Here is a 22,181-nt window from a genome sequence, read left to right as displayed (position 1 = left end):
CGGCCCTCAAGCCTCGAGTTCGCGCGCCTTGCTCAGCGCATCCTCGATCCGGTCGACACCGATGACTTCGATGCCGGGAATCGCCTGCTTCGGCAGATTGGCCTTCGGCACGAGGGCAACGCGAAACCCCAGCTTGGCCGCCTCGCGCAAGCGCTCTTGCCCGCGCGGTGCGGGGCGGATCTCGCCGGCCAGACCAACCTCGCCGAACATCGCCAAATCGCGACGCAGCGGCTTGTTTCGCAGCGACGAAACGATCGCAAGGCACACTGCCAGGTCCGCCGCAGGCTCGCCGATCCGCACACCGCCCACCGCATTGACGAACACATCCTGGTCCGCGCACATGATGCTGGCATGGCGATGCAGCACCGCAAGCAGCATCGCCAGACGGTTCTGCTCAAGACCAACACTGAGCCGCCGTGGGCTTGGCGCATGGGCGGGGTCCACCAACGCCTGTACTTCGACCAGCAAGGGCCGCGTGCCTTCTTGCGTCACCAGCACACACGCGCCCGAAACATCCTGTTCGTGCTGCGACAGGAAGATCGCGGAGGGGTTGCTGACGCCGCGCAGGCCCTTGTCGGTCATGGCAAAGACGCCCAGTTCGTTCACCGCGCCGAAACGGTTCTTGAACGCGCGCACCAGACGAAAGCTCGATTGCGTGTCGCCCTCGAAGTACAGCACCGCATCGACGATGTGCTCCAGCACACGCGGGCCGGCCAGCGAACCATCCTTGGTGACATGACCCACCAGCACCAGCGCACACCCGCTCTGCTTGGCAAACCGGGTGAGCTGAGCGGCGCATTCACGCACTTGAGCCACCGAGCCGGGTGCCGACTGCAGCACCTCGGAGTACAGCGTCTGGATCGAGTCGATCACCGCGAGCCGCGGCTTCTGCGTCTTGAGGGTGTCGAGAATGCGCTCGAGGTTGATCTCCGGCAGCATTTCCAGCGCTGCGGCATCCAGCTGCAGGCGCTGCGCGCGCAGCGCCACCTGCTCGCCCGACTCCTCCCCGCTCACGTACACCGCCTTGCAGTGCAGCGACAGAGTGGCCAGCGCCTGGAGCAACAGGGTGGACTTGCCGATGCCGGGATCGCCACCAATCAGCACAACACCGCCGGCGACGAGACCGCCGCCCAGCACACGGTCAAACTCCTCAATGCCGGTCGCAAAGCGCGAGTGTTCCTGCGGCGTGAAATCCGCCAGCTTCTTGATCTGGCTGACTTCGCCCGCGAGGGCGGTGAAACGGCTGGCAGCCCCACCTGCTGGTGCTGCAATCGACTCAACCAGGGTGTTCCATTGCGCGCAGCCGGGGCACTGCCCCTGCCAGCGCGGCGCCTGCGCACCGCATTCGGTGCACTGGTAAACCGTCTTGACCTTCGCCATCAAGCCGCGCCGATGACGCTGACTGGCACGCGATTGGCGAGTGCGCAGAACAACTCGTAGCTGATCGTGCCCGCCGCACTGGCAACCTCGTCGGCCGGCAAGCCGCGGCCCCACAGCACCACTTCACTGCCAACTGCGGCATTCGGCAAGTCGGTCAGGTCGCAGGCCAGCATGTCCATCGATACCCGACCAAGGGTGCGAGTACGCTGCCCATCCACGAGGATAGGCGTGCCGGTCAATGCATGGCGCGGGTAACCATCGGCGTAGCCGCAAGCAACGATGCCCACGCGAGTCGGCTTCTCCGCGACGAAGCGGGCGCCATAACCGACGGCTTCTCCAGCTTCGATCTGCTGCACGGCAATCAGGCGTGACTCCAGATGCATCGCCGGACGCAGGTCGAGCGACGCAGCCGACTTCAGATCCGGCATCGGCGAGCCGCCGTAGAGCATGATGCCCGGACGCACGCCATCGCGTGCAGCCTCCGGGAAACGCAGCAAGGCCGCCGAGTTGGCGATGCTGTGCGGCAGGCCAAGGCTTGCCGCGGCGGCGTCAAAGCGTGCGAGCTGGCCTGCGATACCGGTTTCATCGTCGGCACGCGCGAAGTGCGTCATCAAGGTCACGCTGGCGACGTTGCGCGCCGCCTTCAGGCGCGCACTCAACGCACCCGCCTGCTCGGGCGCGAAACCGAGCCGGTTCATGCCGGTATTGAGCTTGAGAAACACGTCTACCGGCCGCTCCAGCGGCTCGGTCTCCAGCATCCGGATTTGCTCGACTTCGTGTACCGCGAGGCTCAAGCCCAGCGCGCCGGCCATGCGCGTATCCGCACTGTCGAACGCACCTTCCAGCATCAGCAGCGGTTGCTTGAAACCAGCCTCGCGCAAGGCGAAGGCCTCGGCGAAATCCAACATCGCGTAACCATCAGCGACATCGGCGATCGCTTGCGCGCACCGCACCAAGCCATGGCCATAGGCGTTCGCCTTGACCACGGCCCAGGCTTTGGCGCTTGGGGCGAGCGCTTTCGCTCGCAGGTAGTTGTGACGGAAAGCAGGCAGGTCGATCGTTGCCCGAATCGGTCTAGGCATCGCGATTGATCCCCCGCGACTTGAGGTGCTCGGTCGCGAAGTCGGCGAAGATCGTTACGACACGCGAGCGGAACTTGTCCTTCGGCAGCAGCACCGACAAGGTCTCATAGAGATGCGGCTCGAGCGGCAATGCAACCAGACGGCCGCTCTGGACATCCTTTTCAATCGATGCGCGCGCGGCAATCGCGAAACCAACGCCCTGCTGCACAAGGTGCTTGATCGTAGAGAGGCTGGAGAGCTCCGCGGTTACATCGAGGTTTTCGGGCGGGAATCCGGCTTCGCGGAAGAAACGCTCCGCTGCCTCGCGAATCGCCGCACCGGGGTCACGATCGATGAAGGGCAGTCCGACCAGATCGTCAGCCCGCACGCGAACATGGCGGGCCAGTACATGGCCCGGCGGCACGATCGCGAACAACTCGTCGCGCCCCACTTCGCGGCATTCAATGCCTGCGTCGGAGGACTCCAGCTCGACGAGGCCGACGTCCAGCTCCTTGTCGGCCACGCGGCGTTCAACCCACTCAGAGTTGCCCACGAAGACTCGCGGCACCACTTTAGGGTACTGACGCTTGAAACCGTCCAACAGCGAAGGCAGCCAGTACGACGCGATGGTTGGCGAAAGGCCCACCGACACGACGCCGTTGGGCTCCTGCGTCAGGCCCGCAACCTGATCTTCCATCTCGGCACTCATGCCTAGGATGCGTTCGGCGTAGTCCAGCACGATCTCGCCAGCGGGCGTAAGCGTGACCTTGCCGTAGCCGCGGTCGAGCAGGCGGGTGTTGAAATGCTCCTCCAGCTGCTTGATCTGGAAGGTGACGGCCGGCTGAGTCATGTAAAGCGCTTCAGCCGCGCGCGTGAATGAACGGTGTTTCGCGACGGCCAGGAATACCTGTAACCGGCGGTCGGCCATGGTTGCCATGGTGGATGCTCCTGACGGGAAAAGGGCTCCGATATGCAGGCAGGGTTCTGCATTGCCGGGGACGCCACCGAAAAGCCCGTCAAACAAGGGTTTTTGCAGCGCACGATTGCATCACAAATCAAGCGGGGCCGCCAGCGACGCAGCCCGAGCGCCTTCGCCGATTCGGCCGAGTCACGCGTTCGTGATATAAAGCCGCGTCCCTCCGGGGCCACGCGAACAGTATCAGGATGACCCCAGGCTTCTACATCATCATGGCCGCGCAGTTCTTTTCTGCGCTTGGCGACAGTGCTTTGCTCATCGCAGCGATTGCGATCCTGCGGGATATGCAGGCACCGGCGGCATACGAACCGCTGCTGAAGCTCTTCTTCACGGTGTCCTACGTCGTCTTGGCGGCCTTCGTGGGCGCGTTCGCCGACTCGATGCCCAAATGGCGCGTGATGCTGATCAGTAACGGCATCAAGGTACTCGGCTGCGGCATGATGTTCTTCGGTGTCCACCCCTTGCTCGCCTACGCAGTTGTCGGCCTCGGCGCGGCAGCCTACTCGCCTGCGAAGTACGGCATCCTCACCGAACTCTTGCCAGCGCGATTGCTGGTCGTCGCCAACGGTTGGATCGAAGGCCTGACCGTCGGGGCGATCGTCATCGGCACCTTGGTGGGTGGCCTGCTGATCGAGCCAAGCTTTGTCGGAAAGATGCTTGCGTTCGACTTCCCCGGCATCGATACCGGCATCGATACACGTGGCGAACTCGCTATTTCCATCATCGCCGTGCTCTACGCAGTCGCCGCGATCATCAATTTGCGCATCCCGGACACCGGCGTCGACCACAAACCACTACGTAGCGGTCCGATCTACCTGATGCATGAGTTCGTGCATTGCAGCCGGCTGCTGTGGCGCGATCGCCTGGGCCAGATCACGCTTGCTGTAACCACCTTGTTCTGGGGCGCCGGCGCGACCCTGCAGTTCATCGTCATCAAATGGGGAGAGGAGAACCTGCACCTGAGTCTCTCCAAGGCGTCGATGATTCAGGGCGTTTTCGCGCTTGGGGTTGCACTCGGTTCGATATTGGCGGCCCGAATCATCTCGATGCGGCGATCAATCAGCGTGCTGCCTGTCGGTATCGCGATGGGTCTGATCGTGAATGTCATGATCTTCGTCCACGACATTCGGCTCGCGATGTTCCTGATGGTCATCATCGGCGCGCTGGCAGGTTTCTTTGTCGTTCCGATGAACGCGCTGCTGCAGCACCGCGGCCACATCCTGATGGGTGCAGGCCACTCAATCGCCGTTCAGAACTTCAACGAGAACCTGAGCATCCTGGCCATGACCGGCCTCTACGCCCTGTTAATTTGGGGGGGCCTGTCGGTCCATGCGGTGATCGTCATGTTCGGCGCCTTCGTCGCCGGCACCATCTTCCTCGTCAAACTCCGGCATGAGGCCAATCAGCGCGAACGGGACTCCGTCAGCCAGCTGGACGATTGCCGGCACTAAGCCGGCTCTCAGTTCCACGGGCTGCCGCACCTGGCGCAACTCGAAGCGCTTAGGCGGTCTCTTTCACCTTGGGCGGCGACGACGCCAAGGTCTTTCGCGCAAAACACAAGTCCGCCCAGGCCTTGCCCTTATCGGCTGGATTCCGTAACAGATAGGCCGGATGGTAGGTCACCACCACCGGGATCTCACCAAATCGGAACACTTGCCCGCGCGCTGCGCCGATCCGAATTTCTTGTTTCAACAAAGCCTGTGCAGCCGGCCGGCCTAGCGCGACGATGACACGCGGCCGAATCAACTCGATCTGCCGCTGCAGATAGGGGAAACACGCCTCGATCTCATCCGGCTCGGGCGTGCGATTATTGGGCGGCCGGCATTTCACCGCGTTGGCAATATAAACGCCGTGCCCCCGCGCAATCCCAAGACCGACAAGCATCGCATCGAGCAATTTTCCGGCTTGGCCCACAAACGGTTCGCCGCGTTGGTCTTCCTCGGCACCGGGGCCTTCTCCAACAAACAACCAGTCGGCATCTCGGTCACCAACCCCGAGCACCGCTTGAGTTCGCTGCTCGCATAGCCGACAACTGCGGCACCCTTCGACAATAGACTTAAGCTCACCCCAGTCAAGCGGAGTGGATTCAACTTCGCCGCTGTCTTGGACTCGCTCAGGGCAAATAGCCGCCTCTTGCAACGAGTGCCGACTGATCACCTCGATCGGTGCAGACTTCGATGGGGACTCAAGCGCGGTTGCAACTTCCGGTGCGCCCGCCAAAGGTGATCGCAGCACCCAGCGAGGGCCAAGGTTCAGAGTGGTCAACACGGAACTACGACTCAAGTTAGGGCCCCGATCACATCTCTCTCAGACTGTCTATTAACAGAAAAAGCCCGACTTTCGTCGGGCTCTTCATCTTGTCGGCTTACTGACCAACAATTCGCCAATTTACGATTCGGGGTTCACCAAACCCTGCGATCTGACTTCCGTAAAACGCCGGATCACCAGAACTCGAAGTGCCAAGCAACCGCACTCCCCCGCCATAGCGAACCTGCTGCATACCCACGAGGCCATCCGACGACGTAGCGAAGGCCTGAGGAGTCGTAATTCCATCTACCGTCGTCGTCAAAACGGATTTACCGGAACCGTACTTCACGGCGTAGATGCTGCTCTTACCCAGCGGGGAACACGGATCCGTGTTCATCCGCGTGCCGACCCAGACGATCACACCGTCGTTCGCCTGCGGATTGATTACGACGCGCTCACGAATCGATACCGTCGATCCGTCCGCCATCGTTCCCGTCTCAACCCCAGGCAGATCGTAGTACCACCCCATCGGCTTCTTCGAATCAAGCGTAGCACCGGCAACAAGGTCCGTTACCTCGACAAGCTTGTCGCGCGCAACGGGGAACGAAGCGCCAGTGGGAATCGTACCGCCGCTTCCATCGGTATACGGGGCGAGCTTATTTCCGTCGCGCAATGCGTAGAAAGTCTGACGTTGGGAGCGCGAAGGGTCTTTAGTCAGATCGTCGCTGTGCAGCATCTTGCCGGTACCAATGAAGACGTATCGCTTCAAATCCGACGCACCGTACTCGACCTGCGGCGCAGTTGTGACGGGCTGAGCCTTGCCATCCGAATCCTTGAGTGTCGCGATTTTTACAGGATTTGGTAGAGCATCGCTGCTTGTCTGCGAAACATCAAAGCGCCACACATTTCCATCAAGATCGCCGCCATAGATCTGCTCGGTCGTGTAATCCGTATAGTCCTGCGTGTAGCCGGTTACCTGCGCCAAACCCGAAGGCGAGCCTGCCGACCCGGAGCCGGTGTAAATACGCTCCAACACGCTCCCGTTGCGCGGATTCAAGATATAAATGACGCCTTGACCAGGCTTTCCATCCGTTGCCTTGTTGAGGGTGTTGTTATACCCACCGGTCAAGACAACAACCCAGCCGTACTTCCTCATCTTCGTAATCAGCGGGCGGCCATAACTAAAGCCCATATCCGCGTCCTTGAACTCCCACAGAACCTTGCCGGCCACGGCAGTTTCGCTGGTCCACGTCGACGGATCGGTTACATCCAATGCAACAAAGGAGCGCCCACCTTTACCTAATCCAAACACCATCAACGAGCGCCAATCTGATGTTGTGGCGTCGGAAGGCGTAGCCCCGCCAGCGCGAGACATATCAATATCGCGGACCTCGGGCGTTGCATCCACATAATAGCGGTGCGAATAGGTCTTTGACGTAAGGGCCACAAGGCCACTCGTCGCCGGCGCGTTATCGGGCCCGTTGAACGCAGCATTCGGCACCAACGCGAAAAGCTCCGTGCCCCCGGACCCTGTACCCGACGTGTCGGCATCAAAGGCATGCAGCATGCCGTCATTTGCGCCCACAAAGACCACCGGCTTCCGGTCCTTGTACTTCGATACGAATGCCGAATACCCCTGATTAAATGCATCGCTGTACTGAGCCGACGGCGGGCCAACGTAAACTGCTTTGGAACTGACGATATCTCCGAGCATTGCGTCACGATGGCGATAAGCCTTACCGTCCGGCGGTGACACGCCAGACGTCTCGTTCGTACGATCCCCGCGCAGATAGTTGATAACGTTCTGCTGCTCAGTGGCGGTCGATCCAAGCGTCGTGAGATCGTCCGCACTCAGCGAATCTTTCCTGAACGGCTTCCCAACCAGAACGCCAGATGTGTTCTTCGTAACCGCGACCACCTTGCGCTGCGAATCCCACCCTGTTCCCGACACCAATGTTGCCAAATTCGCGGCGGCGCTCCACTTTGCCGCCAAGGTAATGGCGCCTGTCGTTGTGTCGACGCTGCTTATGCGAAACGCCTTCACATCACCGGTCCACGAGTTGGAGTCGTACTTGACCTGGAAAACCGCTTCGTCCGTCGTCGTTGACGAAAACGACGAGCTTGAGAGGCCGACACCTGCACCAGCCCCTTGGAGCTTGTTGATGTTCGAGAATGCACTTCTAAGCCCACTCACCATCGAGGCTGCATCATATGCACCGTAGTAATTGTCCGGTATATCATAACTGGGCGTCGATCCTGCCGACCCAGCCTTTCTTTTGTTTGCGTTCCAAATATCCGAGCTCGAATCAAATACACCGTTGTTATTCACATCGGCAAAGCCGCCATACTTCGTCGCGAGCCAGTACTGGTTTTTATCTTTGTAGCTTCCGTATTCAAAAACATCGACCCAGTAGGTGCTGATCGTCTGTTTCTTGTCGCGATCCGACCGCAGATCCTGCGTATGGGCGTAGTAAGCAAGACCGGCGATGTAATAACCCGCATTACCGCTGAATACAGAATCACCAAGCGTCCCCAGACCCTCAAGACGCCCAACCTCATTCGTCCATGCATACGCAGTCTTAAGGCTCCCCATATCCTTATCGACGTTGCTCGGCATAGTGGACGGCTCAGAGGTCGACGGCGCCGGATTACCGGACAGATTCTTGTCGGCGTGCGTGTTCACGTCGCCGATCCCGACGATGAAATTCTGTTGGCACCAGTACTGGATCGGGTCATTCCAGGTCTTCCACATTGGAAAACCGTCTTTCATGTTCTTGGTCGGCGAATCGGGCACATAGCCCGTTGTCGGCCCTAGATTCTTGAAGTACTTGATCGACTCCGCATACATTTCACTGACGTTGTCGTATCTCTTGTAGTACTTCGATGTGTAGCCAAAACGGTTGAGATAGTTAATTGCGCCGGTGGCGACAAGGTCAGAATCCGACGAAAGCAGCCCTTCGGGGTCCGTCGCAAAAGCGCCGGTATCGAGAATCTCTTTTGAGAGATCATTCATCCTCGCTCTTAGCACGCCGCCATCAAACTTAAGGTTCCAACTCTCGGAATCGAGCACCACATAGCCAAAGGCGCCGAAATTCATCTTTCCCAAGTTGTCTTGCATCAGGCCGGTTGGCTTGTAGGCCACCTTTGTGCCGTCGGCGCTCACGTAGCCCTTGCAGTTTGCCTCCAAAAACCCCGTCTTACATACCTCCACGTTGACCGCAAAGTCAGCGGATGTCGGCGTCTTGTCTATGCTACATCCGGACGTCGTCCCCGGCGTTGAACTCGTCCCGCCGATCCGCATATTGACGCCTTGACCGAGATTGATAACACAAAGGCTGTTGGTGGTCGAAATGGCCGTAAACTTTCCAGCGTCAGTATTTGAAATTACCCGAGAGGGGAAGTTTTTTGCCGAACCTTGAGAGGCTGGCAAAAACGAACGCTGCAAGATTGTCTTATAGACCGAATCCGAAAAACTAACCGGCAAATCGACTGCTCGGTTACCGCCGGTCATCGCCCAGCGAAACTCATCAATACCGGTCATGGTTGCCCAATTCAACCAATTACCACTCCACTTACCTGAGCAGTTCGATCCGGCTGCCGCCGTGCTGGCTGGAGCAAAATACGCTGACACCCCGCCGACTGTTTCGGTTTTGTAGTCGTAGCATTTTGCCGAATCAAAATAGCCTAGGTACGTCGTATTCGGATCGAAAGTGAACTGAATATTCGCGTAACTGACCGCCGTTGGAAACTCAACAGACAGGTCGAGCATCACGTTTGCAGGAACCGCCTGCGTCGTCTGAATAGGCTGATCCGCAAGCGGCGTGGCTGCCGCATGAACTGCAGCCGGAACAGCCGACCATGCCACACAGACTGCGAGCAAGCGTGCGATCCCGCGACGCACAGAGTCCGACATCCGATTCGGGTTCTTCATGTTGCTCTCCATTCCTGATCAATCATCCTTGACCGTAACAATTGCCTGGGCGTAGGTTTGGGTGTTGCGAGGCCCATCAACCCGAACAGTTACTCGGTACAAAGGCAGGGCCGCCGCACCTGGCTTGTCCTGCGGCTGGGAACCACCCCGTTCAAAATTGGCCGCAAGCGTGCACTTGGTCTCGGTGACGATCCCGTAGTCGTTACACATCCGTTCGATGACGTATCGAACGGTATTCCCGGTGCCAGCAGTAGGCTTGGCAGCGGTAAAAGTGGAATCGAACGTTCCCGCAGTCTTCAGCAAGACGGGAATTCCGTTGACGTCAGTCTCCATAAGCCGAGGCCAATAGTTCTGGGTCTTCCAGGTTGCAGCCTTACTACAGCTTGCCGGGCAGCCTGTGCCGTCATCACCCCCATTGATGAATGCGGCAGTTTTCATGGTCGCGAGCACGGCATTAAGCGCCGTGCCTGTCTGGTTGATACTGTCGCGCTTGAATGCCAAGTTCCCAGAAAGTAATGCCGATGTATCGACACTCCTCAGCACCGAAAGGCCGCCAACCATCATGGCCACAAGCACTACAAGCACAATTACCAGCGAGACGCCGACCTGGCGACGAGGCGAAGCATCACACCGTCCAGCTTTCTTAATAGACATAGTCGTCAGCTCTTCGGGACTGCTTTTAGATTGCGAAGCGGGATAACCCAGTCATAGACCTGATACTCATAGCCCTTATCGTCCGACGAAAGGTCATACGAAAACTGCCGCGCCGTTGCGAGATCCGGAAACAGCTCAATCTTTGACCTGGTCACATCAGTCGGCCCGATCCTTTTCGAACGGACAACCAACGCAACCCGCACAGCCTTGATCTGATTGATCTTTTGACCAACGGCTGAATCCTTCTTCATAAGATCTGCGATCTTCCAGCCGTCTTCCGCGGGGGAAACCCATTCATCGACAATGTTGTCGTTCGCGGTTCCACCGACGCCGTCATCCACCCCATAACGGGCCTTCAGCAGGAACACGCTCTCCGCGAGCACCTGGTCATCGCGGCGAGCCAAGAGATCGCGTTCGACCAGCTCTCCATTTGCGTTCACAGCAAAAGCGGAGAAAATCGGTGCCGCGCCCAAATGAAAAGCCGATGGCGACTGCAGCTTTATGTCAGACGCAATATCGCCGTAAGAATCCTTATTCAGATCAACTGTCGCCGGCGAAGAAGTCACGACCTTTGCGCCAAGCGATGTATCGCTTGCCCCCGTGCCAGTGGCGTAACCCGATGCGACCTGGACAATCTGGCAATCGCCAACATCGCCGGCGACAATTTGAGGCACGACGAGGAAAAAATCTGAGGGCGAGATCGAAAGCGATGCTGACGTCACCATCTTGTTTTCGCCCGGCGTAAACAATAGATCGCGATTGCTTGCCGGTGAATCCGCAGCCATCGAAATCAAGATATCGGAGCCGGAATCCCCACCGCTGACAATTCCAGCTGCGAGCATATTCATCGTGGTCGGCAAACTGTCAAACGGCGCCGTATACGCATCAGTGCGAGGCAGAATCTTAGTACCACCATTCGTCGCCTTGACTTGACAGCCCCATAAGTGACTGCCTCGCACAAACCCAGCGCCAGCCTCTTGTACCGATAGGTTGAGACGCATCGCCGCGAGAGTCGCGGACTGAAGGGCGTCACCGCTCCCCGTCACATTTCTACGAAACTTCTCGCTGGCGGAAAAGACGTTAGTCACAACGAGCGCTGCGACGAGCCCCAACGCAACGCCAACCATAATCTCGATCAAGCTGACGCCGCGATGTCGTCGCGCAACGCAATAAGGCTGATGCATTGCCATACTCGTGACCCTTTAGAAAAGGAAAGCTCGGGTTTGAAACTTCCAGGGCGTCGTTGGGGAAGCTTCTCGTGCGCACGAGGCCGAAGGCATCACTCCGCCGTGATCCTTTTCCCCCGGTGCCTGCCAATCGATACACACCAGAACGCTCATCGTAGTCGTCGTTGAACCATTGCTGATTACGACTGCTGCGGCTGGATTGGGTAGCTTTGCAGCCCCAACCAGGCGGTTGTCATACCAGGCCTTAAACTTCGACCCGCTCGGCCCATAGTCAGTTGCCAAATCGGCATACTTCGAGACGGACATATTGGCAATCAATTCATCGGCGAGCATCGACGCGTTCGTACGCATCTGGCTCTCGGTTGCGATTTTCATCGCCGATGCTTGAAAGCCGATAATCCCGAGCAGGCCAAGCGAGAAGACGAGAATCGCTATCAGCGCCTCAAGCAAGGCGTAGCCTGTCTGCTGCCGTCGATTTGCATTCATCAAGTACCCGCCTTCTTGCACTGATCCACCTTAAGAATCGGCTGACATGAGCGCGCATCGCCACTCGCGTAGGAAGGATCGCAACTCTTTGTGCCGCCCCCTGGAGTTACAAAGACACACAGCGCGCGATCCGTATCCGACATAGAAACCCTATAGATCTGATACGCAGACAAGAGCGTGCCGTCCGTAGCTACGACACGCCCCGCACCGCTAAAGATCACCGAGGCGGGCCCTTCGACGGTAAGTTTGGAAGAGCCAGAGAGCTCAGAGGCGGTGCCTGCAGCAACAAACCCACCACTTACCACGGTGACACTGGTCGGAAATGAAGAAGCATCGAGCACTCGTGAAAGCCAGTTGGCGCCGTTGGCCTTTGCGACAGCCGTCGTCACATCCGCAGACGTAACTGAACTGTCGGTGAGCAAGAACTGGACGGGGGCGTTGCGTCGAATCGCTTCGCCGAAAGTCAATCGCAGACCATTCTGAATTGATTCAGCCATGTTTGTCACACTGGCACGTCGAAGCCATTGTGACATCGCGGGAACGCCGAGAGCCAACACAATGCTCGCTATCGACACTGTGATCAGCAACTCAATGAGAGTAAACCCTCCGACAAGACGGCGCTCACGAGTTAGCATTTGCTGCTCCTGCTACGAAGCCAGCAAGCCTTCTCCCCACCAGAAGAAGGAGTGGTGGACTTCTTTTCGCCGCTCTGAGTAATCGAGTATTTGAAACCAGACATAGGACCGGTAGAGACCCCCGTCAGCGCAATCGTGAATGTCGTATCGTCGCACGTCACCGCGACCGAAAAACCTGTATCGGCAAACGCAGGCGCCAAATCAAGACACGTCTTGTCAGTGGAATTGGTGTAATAGCTTCTGTTCGAGTTAAAAATCTGCTCCATTCGAACCTTAGACTCGGATAGCAACTCAAGCGCACCAGCTATTCGCCCCTTCTCGACGTGGCTGGTGTAGGCTGGTAGCGCAATCGACGCGAGTAAAGCGACAATCGCTACGGTTATCATGAGTTCAATCAGAGTGAAGCCTCTAGTCCTGCGCATCGCTGCGTCCTCCTTAGGTGTATGCATGATGGTCGATGGTGTGCTTCGCAGTAAGCCACGCTGGATAGATGGGGCATCAGATCCGACGAACGGCCAGCACCCACGCAGCGGCGGCTGTAGCATTGCCACCCCAGCTGAGTGATCGCCCGCCGCAGGCCACATGACACCGACTCGCCGTGCGATATATGCCACAGTTTTGTCTGTATTGGTCCACCTGTGCGTCGCCACATGGTTGGTGGCAGGCGCTGAAAAGGATGGCGCTCAGAGCCCAAGTCGCCCCCACCATCCGGTCAGGATCAAAGTCCGCCTTCAGGAATCTGCGGGCCGCAAGACACCGCCCCCTGATCTAACGGAAACCTCCTACAAGCCGGAGGTGGCGGCCCCCCCGCCGATCGACAGGTATATCCCACAAAACCGCCTGACCCGCAAAACCGAGTTGCTTACACCAATCGAGCTTGACGAGCTCTTTCCAAACGGAGCTGCGCCGAGCAGGTCGATCACTTTCATTCTGCACGTAAGCGCTGCCGGAACGGTCGATGAGATCATTCTTCCCAAGGGAACCCAGGCGACCGATTTGGACGGGTTAGCAACCACCTTGAAGCGCTGGGTTTTCCTTCCGGGTGAAATCCATCGATCTGCCGTGCCAACAGTTGTCGAGATCGAGTTCTCGCCTGCGGTCGGCCTTGAGTTAAAGCCACAGCCCTAGCCACTCGAGGGCTCATTCCAGGGAGCTGAAGAGAATCGATGCTTCGCAAAGTCGATGAGAAGCCGAACGCGCAACGGGAGCATTCGGCGCTGCGGGAACATCGCGTAAACACCGACGGCCGGGGCCGCAAAATCGTCGAGAACCGATTCCAGTGCGCCATTTTGCAGGTCGTCCCCGACCTCCCATGTTGAACGCCATGCAAGACCTAGTCCGTCAAGCGCCCACTCGCGTAGCACCGCGCCGTCATTCGACTGCAGACGGCCATCGATCTTTACAAGCTCACCGGCGCGCCCCCCCGAATCCGACCGAAACATCCAACCGCGCTGCTGGGAAAGCCCAAGGCAATCGTGGTGCCGCAAGTCCGCGGGCGTACTGGGGCGCCCCCGCCGCTGGAGGTAAAGCGGGCTCGCCACAACTACGCGACGCATCCACGCCAACTGCACAGAGACCAGGGACGAATCGGCCAGCGCGCCAACACGGACCGCGCAGTCATACCCCTCGTTGACGATATCGACGATTCGATCGGTAAGGTCCAGGTTGACCGAGACGTCTCCGTGTTCCTGAACAAAGTCGCGCACCAAAGGTGCGACATGACGCCGGCCAAAACCAGCGGGGGCGCTTAGGCGAATATGTCCGCTCGCCTTGACGCCACCAAGGCTTACCGTGGCCTCGGCGTTTGCAAGGTCGTTAAGGAGCCGTTGGCTATCCTCGAAGAACGCAACTCCTTCGAAGGTAAGTGAGATTCGTCGCGTGGTACGAACCAACAGCTTGACACCAAGACGCGCCTCAAGCGAGTCCAGCCGACGGCTGATGACGGCAGGCGTAACAGCTTCCGATTGCGCGGCGGCACTGAGACTTCCTTTTTGCGCAGCCAGAACAAAGGCCGAGATCTCCTTGAAACGATCCATTTTTGACCAATCAGCAAAGATAATTTGACCAACGCGGCGATTCTAAACACGTTTCGGCACGAATAGACTGTGTCTGCAGCTTGCGCATTGACCTGCGCAGCGCCGCCTCTCGCCGGGGGGACGGGAGGCGGCGGCTGCTTTTTCGGGGGAAGCGATGCGGTACTCGGCCGTCCTGTTCGATGCTTACGGCACGCTGTTCGACGTTCATTCCGTCGCTGCGCTGGCCGAACAGCTCGCCGCTGGGCGTGGGGCAGAGCTGTCAACGCTGTGGCGCCAGAAGCAGATTGAGTACACCCAGCTAAGAACGCTGGCCGGACGGTACAAGCCGTTTTGGGAAGTGACTCGGGATGCGCTGGATTTTGCCGTCGGGCGTCTCGACCTGGGGCTCACACCCCAGCAGCGCGATCGCCTGATGAATCAGTACGCATGCCTAGCAGCCTTCCCGGATGTGAAGCCGACGCTCAAGCGGCTGCGGGAACACGGGCTGACACTCGGCATCCTGTCGAACGGTACGCCGCAGATGCTCGATATCGCGCTAAAAAGCGCCGGCATCGCACCGCTACTCGACCACGTCCTGTCGGTCGACGCCGTCGGCGCTTACAAGACATCGCCTACCGCCTACGCGCTTGGCACTTCGGCCCTGAAACGCCCGGCCAAAGAGATCCTGTTCGTTTCTTCGAACGGCTGGGACGCGGCCGGTGCCGGCTGGTTCGGGTTCAACACGTTCTGGTGCAACCGGACAGGACAACCTCGCGAACACCTAGATATCGCACCGAACGCGGAAGGGCGCTCACTCAGCGACCTACTTGAATACGTTGCCGGCAAGCAGGCCGGCAAGCAGTGAAGATTCCGATCTAGAAGACAAGGAGACAACCATGGCCCTTCAGTTGCCCGCCGGCATGCAGATCAACGCCCCTGTGACGCAGGCATTCGAGGCGATTCTCACGCCCGACGCGCTTGCGTTTGTCGCCAAACTGCACCGCTCGTTTGATAGCCGCCGCCAACAACTGCTTGCCGCGCGCATCGAACGCACGAAACAGCTGGACGAAGGAGTGCGCCCCGACTTCCTGCCCGAGACGCGGCACATCCGCGAAGGCAACTGGACGATTGCTCCAATTCCGAAGGCGCTTGAGTGTCGCCGGGTGGAGATCACTGGCCCGGTCGAGCGCAAGATGATCATCAACGCGCTGAACTCGGGAGCCGACAGTTACATGACGGACTTCGAGGATTCGAACTCGCCGGTTTGGGAGAACCAGATACAGGGCCAGATCAACCTCTACGATGCGATCCGCCGCCAGATCGACTTCGACTCAAACGGCAAGCGCTATGCGCTCAAGGACAAAGTGGCCACGCTGGTGGTGCGGCCGCGCGGCTGGCATCTCGACGAAAAGCATGTGCTGGTGGACGGTCAGCGCGTCTCCGGCGGCATTTTCGACTTTGGCCTGTTCCTGTTTCACAACGCGAAGGAGCAGCTTGCCCGCGGCGCAGGGCCCTACTTCTATCTGCCGAAGATGGAGTCGCACCTGGAGGCCCGGCTGTGGAATGACATCTTCTGTCTTGCTCAGAATGAGCTCGGCATCCCGCGCGGCACCATCAAAGCCACCGTATTGATCGAAACGATCCTCGCGTCGTTCGAGATGGACGAGATCCTCTACGAATTGCGTGAGCACTCCGCCGGCCTGAACGCCGGGCGGTGGGACTACATCTTCTCCTGCATCAAGAAGTTCAAGGTCGACAAGAACTTCTGCCTCGCAGACCGCAGCAAGATCACCATGACGACGCCCTTCATGCGCGCCTACGCCCTGCTGCTGCTCAAAACCTGCCACCAACGCAACGCGCCAGCCATTGGCGGCATGTCCGCGCTCATCCCGATCAAGAATGATCCGGAAAAGAACGCCATCGCGATGCAGGGCATCATCAATGACAAAAAGCGGGATGCGACGGACGGCTACGACGGTGGCTGGGTTGCGCACCCAGGGCTGGTCGAGACAGCCATGGCGGAGTTCAAGGCCGTGCTGGGCGACAAACCCAACCAGATCGACAAGAAGCGCAACGACGTCAGTGTCGCCGCCGGTGACCTGCTCAACTTCCAGCCGGAAGCACCCATCACCGAAGCTGGCCTGCGCAACAACATCAACGTTGGCATCCACTACCTGGGCAGTTGGCTTGCCGGTAATGGCTGCGTGCCCATCCACAACCTGATGGAAGATGCCGCTACCGCCGAGATCTCACGCTCACAGGTGTGGCAATGGATCCGCTCGCCTAAGGGCGTGCTCGAAGACGGCCGCAAGGTCACAGCCGAGTTGGTGCGCAACCTCACGGCGGATGAACTTGGCAAAGTCTGCAAAACGGTCAGCGCGCAAGGTGAAAACACCGCCACCTATGAGCGCGCCGCGCAGATCTTCGAGGACATGAGCACCCGCGTCGACTTCACCGAGTTCTTGACGCTGCCGTTGTACGAAGAGATGGCCTAAACAAAGAGCCCATCACTCAAGAGCTTGCAGGCACCGCAACACCGCTGATACGGCGCCTGCAAGCGCGGACAGGGCACTCCTATGCGACCCACCAGCGCATCGCGATTGTGAGAGATTGATCACGCTCGACGTCGGTTCAATCCAAGTTCAACCTTATCCATACGGCATTATCCAGCCTTGTCACATCAAATTGGATAATCCATGACCACTTTCACCCGCCTCGCCGCGGCGCTGATTTTCAGCTGTCTCGCATCCACCGGGCACGCCGCCACGTCATCGTCAAACGACTTGCTTTTCGATATCGGAACGATAAATGGCCACCGCGTGTACCACGCGGACTACGCCATCTGGGCCACCGATGGGGGCGTTTTCAATCTGGATGGCGCAACTGTTTCAAGCAATTGGCCATGGGAAGGGCGCGCCCCTTTGCCCGGCGAGGACAATTACGATTTGTACGGAAAGAGCACGTTTTACGTGACCGCGTATAGCAAAACCGATGCTGGAAGCGATTTCAGCAGTATTGAGACGTACCACGTCAATTGGAATACGCCTACGGCGTTCACCTTCAACGTGAGAAACGCCGACCTCGTCGTTATCAACGCTGACGCCTTCAGCGACGGCACCCGTGCTCACGTCGCCGGTGCGTTTGGCGCCGGCATCACTCCGGCTGTGCCGGAACCGGAAGCCTACGCGATGATGCTGGCCGGATTGGGAATCACCGCGCTGGCCGCTCGCCGGCGTCGTCAAGCAGCTTGATTCTCTGCACAGCAACAAAAATGGCGCCTGCGGGCGCCATTTTTTCTTGTTGCTTGCCGCGTTAGAAACGCGCCGAGAACGACGCAGCCATCGCGGGCGCCGTCTTTACATCGTCTTTGGCGATGTCGTTGTCGCCGCTTCGATCCATGACCTTCAGGCGACCGCCGGTCATTGCACCGCCGTAGAGGTCGAAACGCCAACCGCCCTGGCCTCGATATGTAGCCTGCGCGAAGACCGGCATGTAGTCCGCTTCACCAACCCCCTCGCTGGCGACAGGATTGTCGTTCGCGAGCCTGAAACGGTAGGAGCGATAGGCCGCGCCGGCGCCCAGTTCCCACTGCGGCGAGAGCTGGTAGGACAGCATCAAGCCGGCCGGGCCCGAGGGGCTGACTTGCAGCGGGTTGGAGAGGCGCCAGTTTTCCGCCAGCTTCCAGTCGACGACGAAAAATGGGAAGAAGCGTGTCTCTTCGATGTTACGAAACACCGCAACGCCCAAACCAATGACCTTGTCTTGCGCAAAGCCCTTCATCACCATCCCGGTCATGCCGTAGGCGAGTGTCTTCGAGCTCGAGGCCCCTTCCTCGCCATTGCTCTCGATGCTGGGTGTCAGCGCAACGTTCCAGCCGCCATCCAGGCGCATCGCGTAAGGCACGCTGAGCGAGAAGCGGTTGGTTGCCTGCCACGGCGTCAAACCACCGAAGCCAACCGGCTTGTCGAACTGCCAGTTGTCGACGTCCACGCGCACCTGCACACCAAGCGATGAGGTTTGAGAGAGCCCCCAGTTCGCGCCGCCCGTGACGGTCAGGCCGGATAGGCCGACCGTACCGCCTTGCCCAAGATCGGTCTCGAAAATGTTGGTCCAGGCGGCAGTGAAGTTCATGGAAGCCGGTGCGGCACCAACAGGCGACGCAGCCAGCGCCAACGCGGCGCACACGACAAGGGGGCGCATTTGCATGACAGACAGGCTCCGAAAATGAGACGTGATCGCGGATCACACGGCGCCGGAGGATAGCATCGCCGTGCGCGATTGCGCGTGTCAGGGCGGCACCGTTTTGCCGCGACCGTGTCGTGGCAGAGCAGCTCGGCTATGCTTGCTCACTGCCATGCAGTCTGACATCCCGCATCGATGACCCTAAGTGCCCACCTCGGGAGCCTCGCCGCAGCGGCCCACATTGCGATCACCGCCGCCTTTGCGGTGCGTGCGCTGATGCAACGACACCCACCGTCGACGACGCTGGCTTGGTTGCTGTTGATACTCGGTGTCCCCTACTTTGGTGCCGTGATGTACCTGCTGATCGGCGAGCGCCAACTTGGCCGGCGACGCGGTAGCCACGCCCGTGCGCTGATGCCCGTGCTCGAAGACTGGGTGCGCCAGCTACCCCCGGGCATGCTGAGCCCACACGACAATGGCGACCGTTGGTTCAGCATCCGGCGCACAGCCCAAGGCGCGGCAGGCCTACCCTCGACGATTGGCAATCGCCTGGACCTGCGCAGCGACTCGTCCGCCATACTCCGCGCCATCGCTGGCGATATCAACGCTGCACGCCATACCGTGCTGATGGAGTTCTACATCTGGCACCCCGGCGGCGATGCCGACCTTGTTGCCGAAGCCCTGATCAATGCCGCTGCGCGAGGCGTCACCTGCCGTGTACTACTGGATGCGGTCGGCAGCGCGGCCTTCTTTCGCAGCCCCTGGCCAGCCCGACTCCGCGGCGCCGGCGTCACCGTGGTCGAGACCTTGTCCGTTGGCTTGCTACGTGCTGCGTTTGTTCGATTCGATCTGCGCCTGCACCGCAAGATCGTTGTGATCGACGGCACGATGGGCTGGACTGGCAGTCTGAACCTTGTCGATCCCGGCTGCTTCAAGCAAGACGCGGGCGTCGGCAAATGGGTCGACGCGATGGCGCGAATCGAAGGCCCGGTGGTTGAAATGCTCGCAGGCATCGTTCTGTGGGACTGGTGCATCGAAACAGGCGACGCAATCGCAAGCGTGGCACCGGGGTTGGCCAACGCAGTCGGCACGCGATTCGACGATGGCGCCGAGGTTCAGGTACTCCCGTCAGGCCCTGGGTTCGAAGGCGAAGGCGCCCAACGACTCTTCCTCGCCACGCTCTACGGCGCACGGGACGAAATCGTGCTGACCACGCCCTACTTCGTGCCCGACGAGCCGCTCTTCCTTGCCCTCGAGGCGGCTGCCCTGCGTGGCGTGCGGGTCACGGTCATCGTGCCGGCGCGGATCGATTCGATCCTGGTACGCCATGCCAGTCGATGGTTCTTTGAACCGCTTCTGGCGGCCGGCGTCCGCATCCTGCAGTTCCATGGCGGGCTCCTGCATACCAAGAGCGTTACGGTCGACGGCAGTCTCTCGCTGTTTGGCACGACCAATCTCGATATTCGGAGCTTCCGCCTCAACTTCGAAGTCACGCTGGTCGTCTATGACCCGCACTTCACCCAGGCGCTACGCACGCTGCAAGCTGAATATGAAAGCGGATCACGTGGCGTCGATCCGGAACGCTGGGCGCGCCGCAGCACCCGCGCTCGGCTTGCCGAGAACGCCGCACACCTTGCCAGCCCCCTGCTGTAGCGGACCGTCAGGCATGAGTGTCCGAACGCAGACAAAGGAGGCCATCGCTGCCAAGCCGCCCGTAGCAGAATGGCAGCATTGCATGCGGAAAGGCTTCAGCGATGAACACCCTGATCGTGAGTTTTGGCGACGGTCGCGATTACAAATTCCAGGTTGACGACAATGCGCTCGACGCGTTGGATGGCCGCGCACCACGCCAGTGGTTCGACCGCGAGTTCGTTGAACTCGAATGCACGCCGAGCAACCCGATGGGCAAGCTCCTGATCGTGGATCAGATCCTGAACGTCGCGAAATACGGTGGGGAGAGTCGCTTCGCGAACCACGACGAGTGGGCGCAGCGCTTTGCAGCGCACGCCTTGAAGGCGGTTGGGCGCCCACATGTTCGCGTGGATACGGCGGGCTGGGCGATCTCCTACTGAACGCTGGCGACCGCCTGCTTCGACCCGTGCCGTCGAACGACATGCCAAACGAAGGGAAGCAGCAGACCCACGCCGATCCAGCCATGCGCACTCACCAGCGCGTCGCGCAACGCGCCGTCGGCGCCATACTGCGCAAACTCGCCTGACAGCCCCAAGGCAACCCACGCTGCGATCAACGTGATGCCCGCCCAGCGCAAGCGCCCGACCCGCCACATCGGCATCGCATGACGTGCGGAAATCGCGCCCAGCATCACCAGCGACCAACCCGCCAGCACGCCGTGGCATACCACTGACGCGTGCCGCCATTCAAGCAGCCAAGCGTCCGCGCACAGGCTGGCGGCTGGCGCGAACAGCGGCAGCCCCGAGGCACACAGCGTCACCAGTACAACAATGATCGCCGGGCGCCACGCGTGGTGCTGCAAACCCGGCGCACCCATTCGTCTGTGCTGCATTCGGTTCATCACTCCAATTCAATCGCGGCAGCACAATTCGCTGCCAGCAGCGGATGTCCCAGATCGCCGCTGACCAACACCACCTTGGTCAGCGCATCCGCAATCGCGCAGCGCGGCGCTCGGACCGCTACGCCGCCTGCCTTGAGCGAGAGATGCCTGCCGTCGCGACCGAGCACCGCAAGCCCCGCCTGCCCATTAAACGGGCCCGGCATCGCGTAGCGCACAGAACTGGCCAGTGCCTCGTCGCAAAGCGCCAGACTCGCCCCGGCTCGCTGCCAAGCTCCAACCGCCCGCAGCGCCACACTGCGTTCGCCAAGCACCGCTAAGTCGCCGCCCGCGTTCACGCACGCATGTCGTACCCCCGCTTGCGCCAAGCGAGCCAGCGCGGCATCAACGCCCGCACCCTTGGCGAAGCCGCCAAGATCGAGGCACACGCGGCGCCGGATGCGAATGTGGCCGGCATCAAACCATTCCAACGCTTCACCCGCAGTACCACGCGGCACGTCGTCAGTCTCAAACAAGCGCGGACGCAAACCCAGTTCGATGAGTTGTTCGCCAAGGTTGGCGTTGAAGCAGCCCCCGGAGGCCCGCTCCACCGCAACCACCTCACGCAACAACTCGTCCTGCCAAGGCAATAGGTCGATCTCGTCGCCCACGCGGGCCCGGTTGATACGAGCCAGCAGACTTGTCGGCCGGAAGAACGAAAACGCAGCCTCTATCCCTGAAAGCGCCGCGAAGGCTTCGTCAAGCAAGGACGGATTGGAGGTGCTGGCCTCAATTTCAACCAGCGTTCCCATCGCCATCCGCGCCCGCCGCACCACTGCGCCGGGCGCTGTTGCATTCGCCGCATCAACCATGACGGCGACTATACCAAAGCAGGTCACACATGTAACAATGCGAACC

Annotated in this window: 21 protein-coding genes; 7 read left to right on the top strand and 14 right to left on the bottom strand. The window is 59.8% G+C overall.

What is annotated here, in order from left to right; genetic code table 11:
- Positions 1-6: 6 nt before the first annotated feature.
- The 3 genes from radA to HH302_RS03485 are packed head-to-tail and all read right to left on the bottom strand — an operon-like array spanning position 7 to position 3,378.
- Positions 7-1,380, bottom strand: coding sequence for a DNA repair protein RadA (radA, locus tag HH302_RS03495; protein ID WP_172198248.1), 1,374 nt, complete (start codon positions 1,378-1,380; stop codon positions 7-9).
- Complete coding sequence (alr, locus tag HH302_RS03490) at positions 1,380-2,462, bottom strand: alanine racemase (RefSeq protein ID WP_172198246.1); 1,083 nt, start codon at positions 2,460-2,462, stop codon at positions 1,380-1,382. Before alr ends, radA begins: the two co-directional genes overlap by 1 nt.
- Positions 2,455-3,378 carry a LysR family transcriptional regulator gene (locus HH302_RS03485; protein ID WP_371814558.1) on the bottom strand — a complete coding sequence of 308 codons (924 nt, stop codon included), beginning with the start codon at positions 3,376-3,378 and terminating at the stop codon, positions 2,455-2,457. Before HH302_RS03485 ends, alr begins: the two co-directional genes overlap by 8 nt.
- A gap of 227 nt (positions 3,379-3,605) precedes the next feature.
- Here HH302_RS03485 and lplT point away from each other — a divergent pair, with 227 nt between their 5' ends.
- The gene (gene lplT / locus HH302_RS03480) at positions 3,606-4,868 is read left to right on the top strand and encodes a lysophospholipid transporter LplT (RefSeq protein ID WP_172198244.1); all 1,263 of its coding nucleotides are present in this window, start codon (positions 3,606-3,608) and stop codon (positions 4,866-4,868) included.
- Positions 4,869-4,917: 49 nt separating this feature from the next.
- Here lplT and HH302_RS03475 read toward each other — a convergent pair whose 3' ends face one another.
- The 7 genes from HH302_RS03475 to HH302_RS22690 form a co-directional block, all read right to left on the bottom strand.
- Entirely contained in the window at positions 4,918-5,685 is a 768-nt protein-coding gene (locus HH302_RS03475; RefSeq protein ID WP_371814557.1) for a uracil-DNA glycosylase family protein, read from the bottom strand.
- Positions 5,686-5,782: 97 nt separating this feature from the next.
- On the bottom strand, positions 5,783-9,595 hold the full coding sequence (locus HH302_RS03470) for a pilus assembly protein (protein ID WP_172198240.1): 3,813 nt from the start codon (positions 9,593-9,595) through the stop codon (positions 5,783-5,785).
- 18 nt (positions 9,596-9,613) lie between these two features.
- Positions 9,614-10,249: a hypothetical protein gene (locus HH302_RS03465; RefSeq protein WP_172198238.1), complete on the bottom strand. Its 636-nt coding sequence runs from the start codon at positions 10,247-10,249 to the stop codon at positions 9,614-9,616.
- Positions 10,250-10,254: 5 nt separating this feature from the next.
- Positions 10,255-11,433, bottom strand: a complete 1,179-nt coding sequence (locus tag HH302_RS03460) for a PilW family protein (protein WP_172198236.1) — start codon at positions 11,431-11,433, stop codon at positions 10,255-10,257.
- Between the two features lie 18 nt (positions 11,434-11,451).
- Entirely contained in the window at positions 11,452-11,922 is a 471-nt protein-coding gene (gene pilV / locus HH302_RS03455) for a type IV pilus modification protein PilV (protein ID WP_172198234.1), read from the bottom strand.
- Positions 11,922-12,557, bottom strand: coding sequence for a Tfp pilus assembly protein FimT/FimU (locus HH302_RS03450; protein WP_172198232.1), 636 nt, complete (start codon positions 12,555-12,557; stop codon positions 11,922-11,924). Before HH302_RS03450 ends, pilV begins: the two co-directional genes overlap by 1 nt.
- Positions 12,551-12,979 carry a prepilin-type N-terminal cleavage/methylation domain-containing protein gene (locus tag HH302_RS22690; RefSeq protein WP_216661807.1) on the bottom strand — a complete coding sequence of 143 codons (429 nt, stop codon included), beginning with the start codon at positions 12,977-12,979 and terminating at the stop codon, positions 12,551-12,553. Before HH302_RS22690 ends, HH302_RS03450 begins: the two co-directional genes overlap by 7 nt.
- A gap of 160 nt (positions 12,980-13,139) precedes the next feature.
- Here HH302_RS22690 and HH302_RS03440 point away from each other — a divergent pair, with 160 nt between their 5' ends.
- Positions 13,140-13,685, top strand: coding sequence for a hypothetical protein (locus tag HH302_RS03440; protein WP_172198228.1), 546 nt, complete (start codon positions 13,140-13,142; stop codon positions 13,683-13,685).
- Here the strand turns inward: HH302_RS03440 and HH302_RS03435 are convergent.
- Positions 13,682-14,593, bottom strand: a complete 912-nt coding sequence (locus HH302_RS03435; RefSeq protein ID WP_172198226.1) for a LysR family transcriptional regulator — start codon at positions 14,591-14,593, stop codon at positions 13,682-13,684. The genes HH302_RS03440 and HH302_RS03435 overlap by 4 nt on opposite strands.
- 154 nt (positions 14,594-14,747) lie before the next feature.
- Here HH302_RS03435 and HH302_RS03430 point away from each other — a divergent pair, with 154 nt between their 5' ends.
- The 3 genes from HH302_RS03430 to HH302_RS03420 all read left to right on the top strand — a co-directional run bounded on the left by HH302_RS03430 (position 14,748) and on the right by HH302_RS03420 (position 17,823).
- Positions 14,748-15,437, top strand: coding sequence for a haloacid dehalogenase type II (locus tag HH302_RS03430; RefSeq protein ID WP_172198224.1), 690 nt, complete (start codon positions 14,748-14,750; stop codon positions 15,435-15,437).
- A 31-nt stretch (positions 15,438-15,468) separates the two neighbouring features.
- Positions 15,469-17,067, top strand: coding sequence for a malate synthase A (aceB, locus tag HH302_RS03425; protein WP_172198222.1), 1,599 nt, complete (start codon positions 15,469-15,471; stop codon positions 17,065-17,067).
- A gap of 201 nt (positions 17,068-17,268) precedes the next feature.
- A complete protein-coding gene (locus HH302_RS03420; RefSeq protein ID WP_172198220.1) occupies positions 17,269-17,823 on the top strand; it encodes a PEP-CTERM sorting domain-containing protein in 555 nt (184 codons plus the stop codon).
- 61 nt (positions 17,824-17,884) lie between these two features.
- Here the strand turns inward: HH302_RS03420 and HH302_RS03415 are convergent, their stop codons facing one another.
- A complete protein-coding gene (locus tag HH302_RS03415; protein ID WP_172198218.1) occupies positions 17,885-18,778 on the bottom strand; it encodes a hypothetical protein in 894 nt (297 codons plus the stop codon).
- Positions 18,779-18,949: 171 nt separating this feature from the next.
- Here HH302_RS03415 and cls point away from each other — a divergent pair, with 171 nt between their 5' ends.
- Both cls and HH302_RS03405 read left to right on the top strand, forming a co-directional pair.
- On the top strand, positions 18,950-20,407 hold the full coding sequence (cls, locus tag HH302_RS03410) for a cardiolipin synthase (protein WP_172198216.1): 1,458 nt from the start codon (positions 18,950-18,952) through the stop codon (positions 20,405-20,407).
- A gap of 101 nt (positions 20,408-20,508) precedes the next feature.
- The gene (locus tag HH302_RS03405) at positions 20,509-20,826 is read left to right on the top strand and encodes a hypothetical protein (RefSeq protein ID WP_172198214.1); all 318 of its coding nucleotides are present in this window, start codon (positions 20,509-20,511) and stop codon (positions 20,824-20,826) included.
- Here HH302_RS03405 and HH302_RS03400 read toward each other — a convergent pair.
- Positions 20,820-21,278, bottom strand: coding sequence for a hypothetical protein (locus tag HH302_RS03400; RefSeq protein WP_172198211.1), 459 nt, complete (start codon positions 21,276-21,278; stop codon positions 20,820-20,822). The genes HH302_RS03405 and HH302_RS03400 overlap by 7 nt on opposite strands.
- 8 nt (positions 21,279-21,286) lie before the next feature.
- Complete coding sequence (locus HH302_RS03395) at positions 21,287-22,081, bottom strand: FAD:protein FMN transferase (protein ID WP_172198208.1); 795 nt, start codon at positions 22,079-22,081, stop codon at positions 21,287-21,289.
- Positions 22,082-22,181: the final 100 nt, after the last annotated feature.

The organism is Niveibacterium sp. COAC-50, assembly GCF_013184235.1.
Classification (GTDB): Bacteria; Pseudomonadota; Gammaproteobacteria; order Burkholderiales; family Rhodocyclaceae; genus Niveibacterium; species Niveibacterium microcysteis.
Note: the sequence above shows the minus strand (reverse complement) of the source record. Positions and strands in the feature narration are given on the sequence as shown.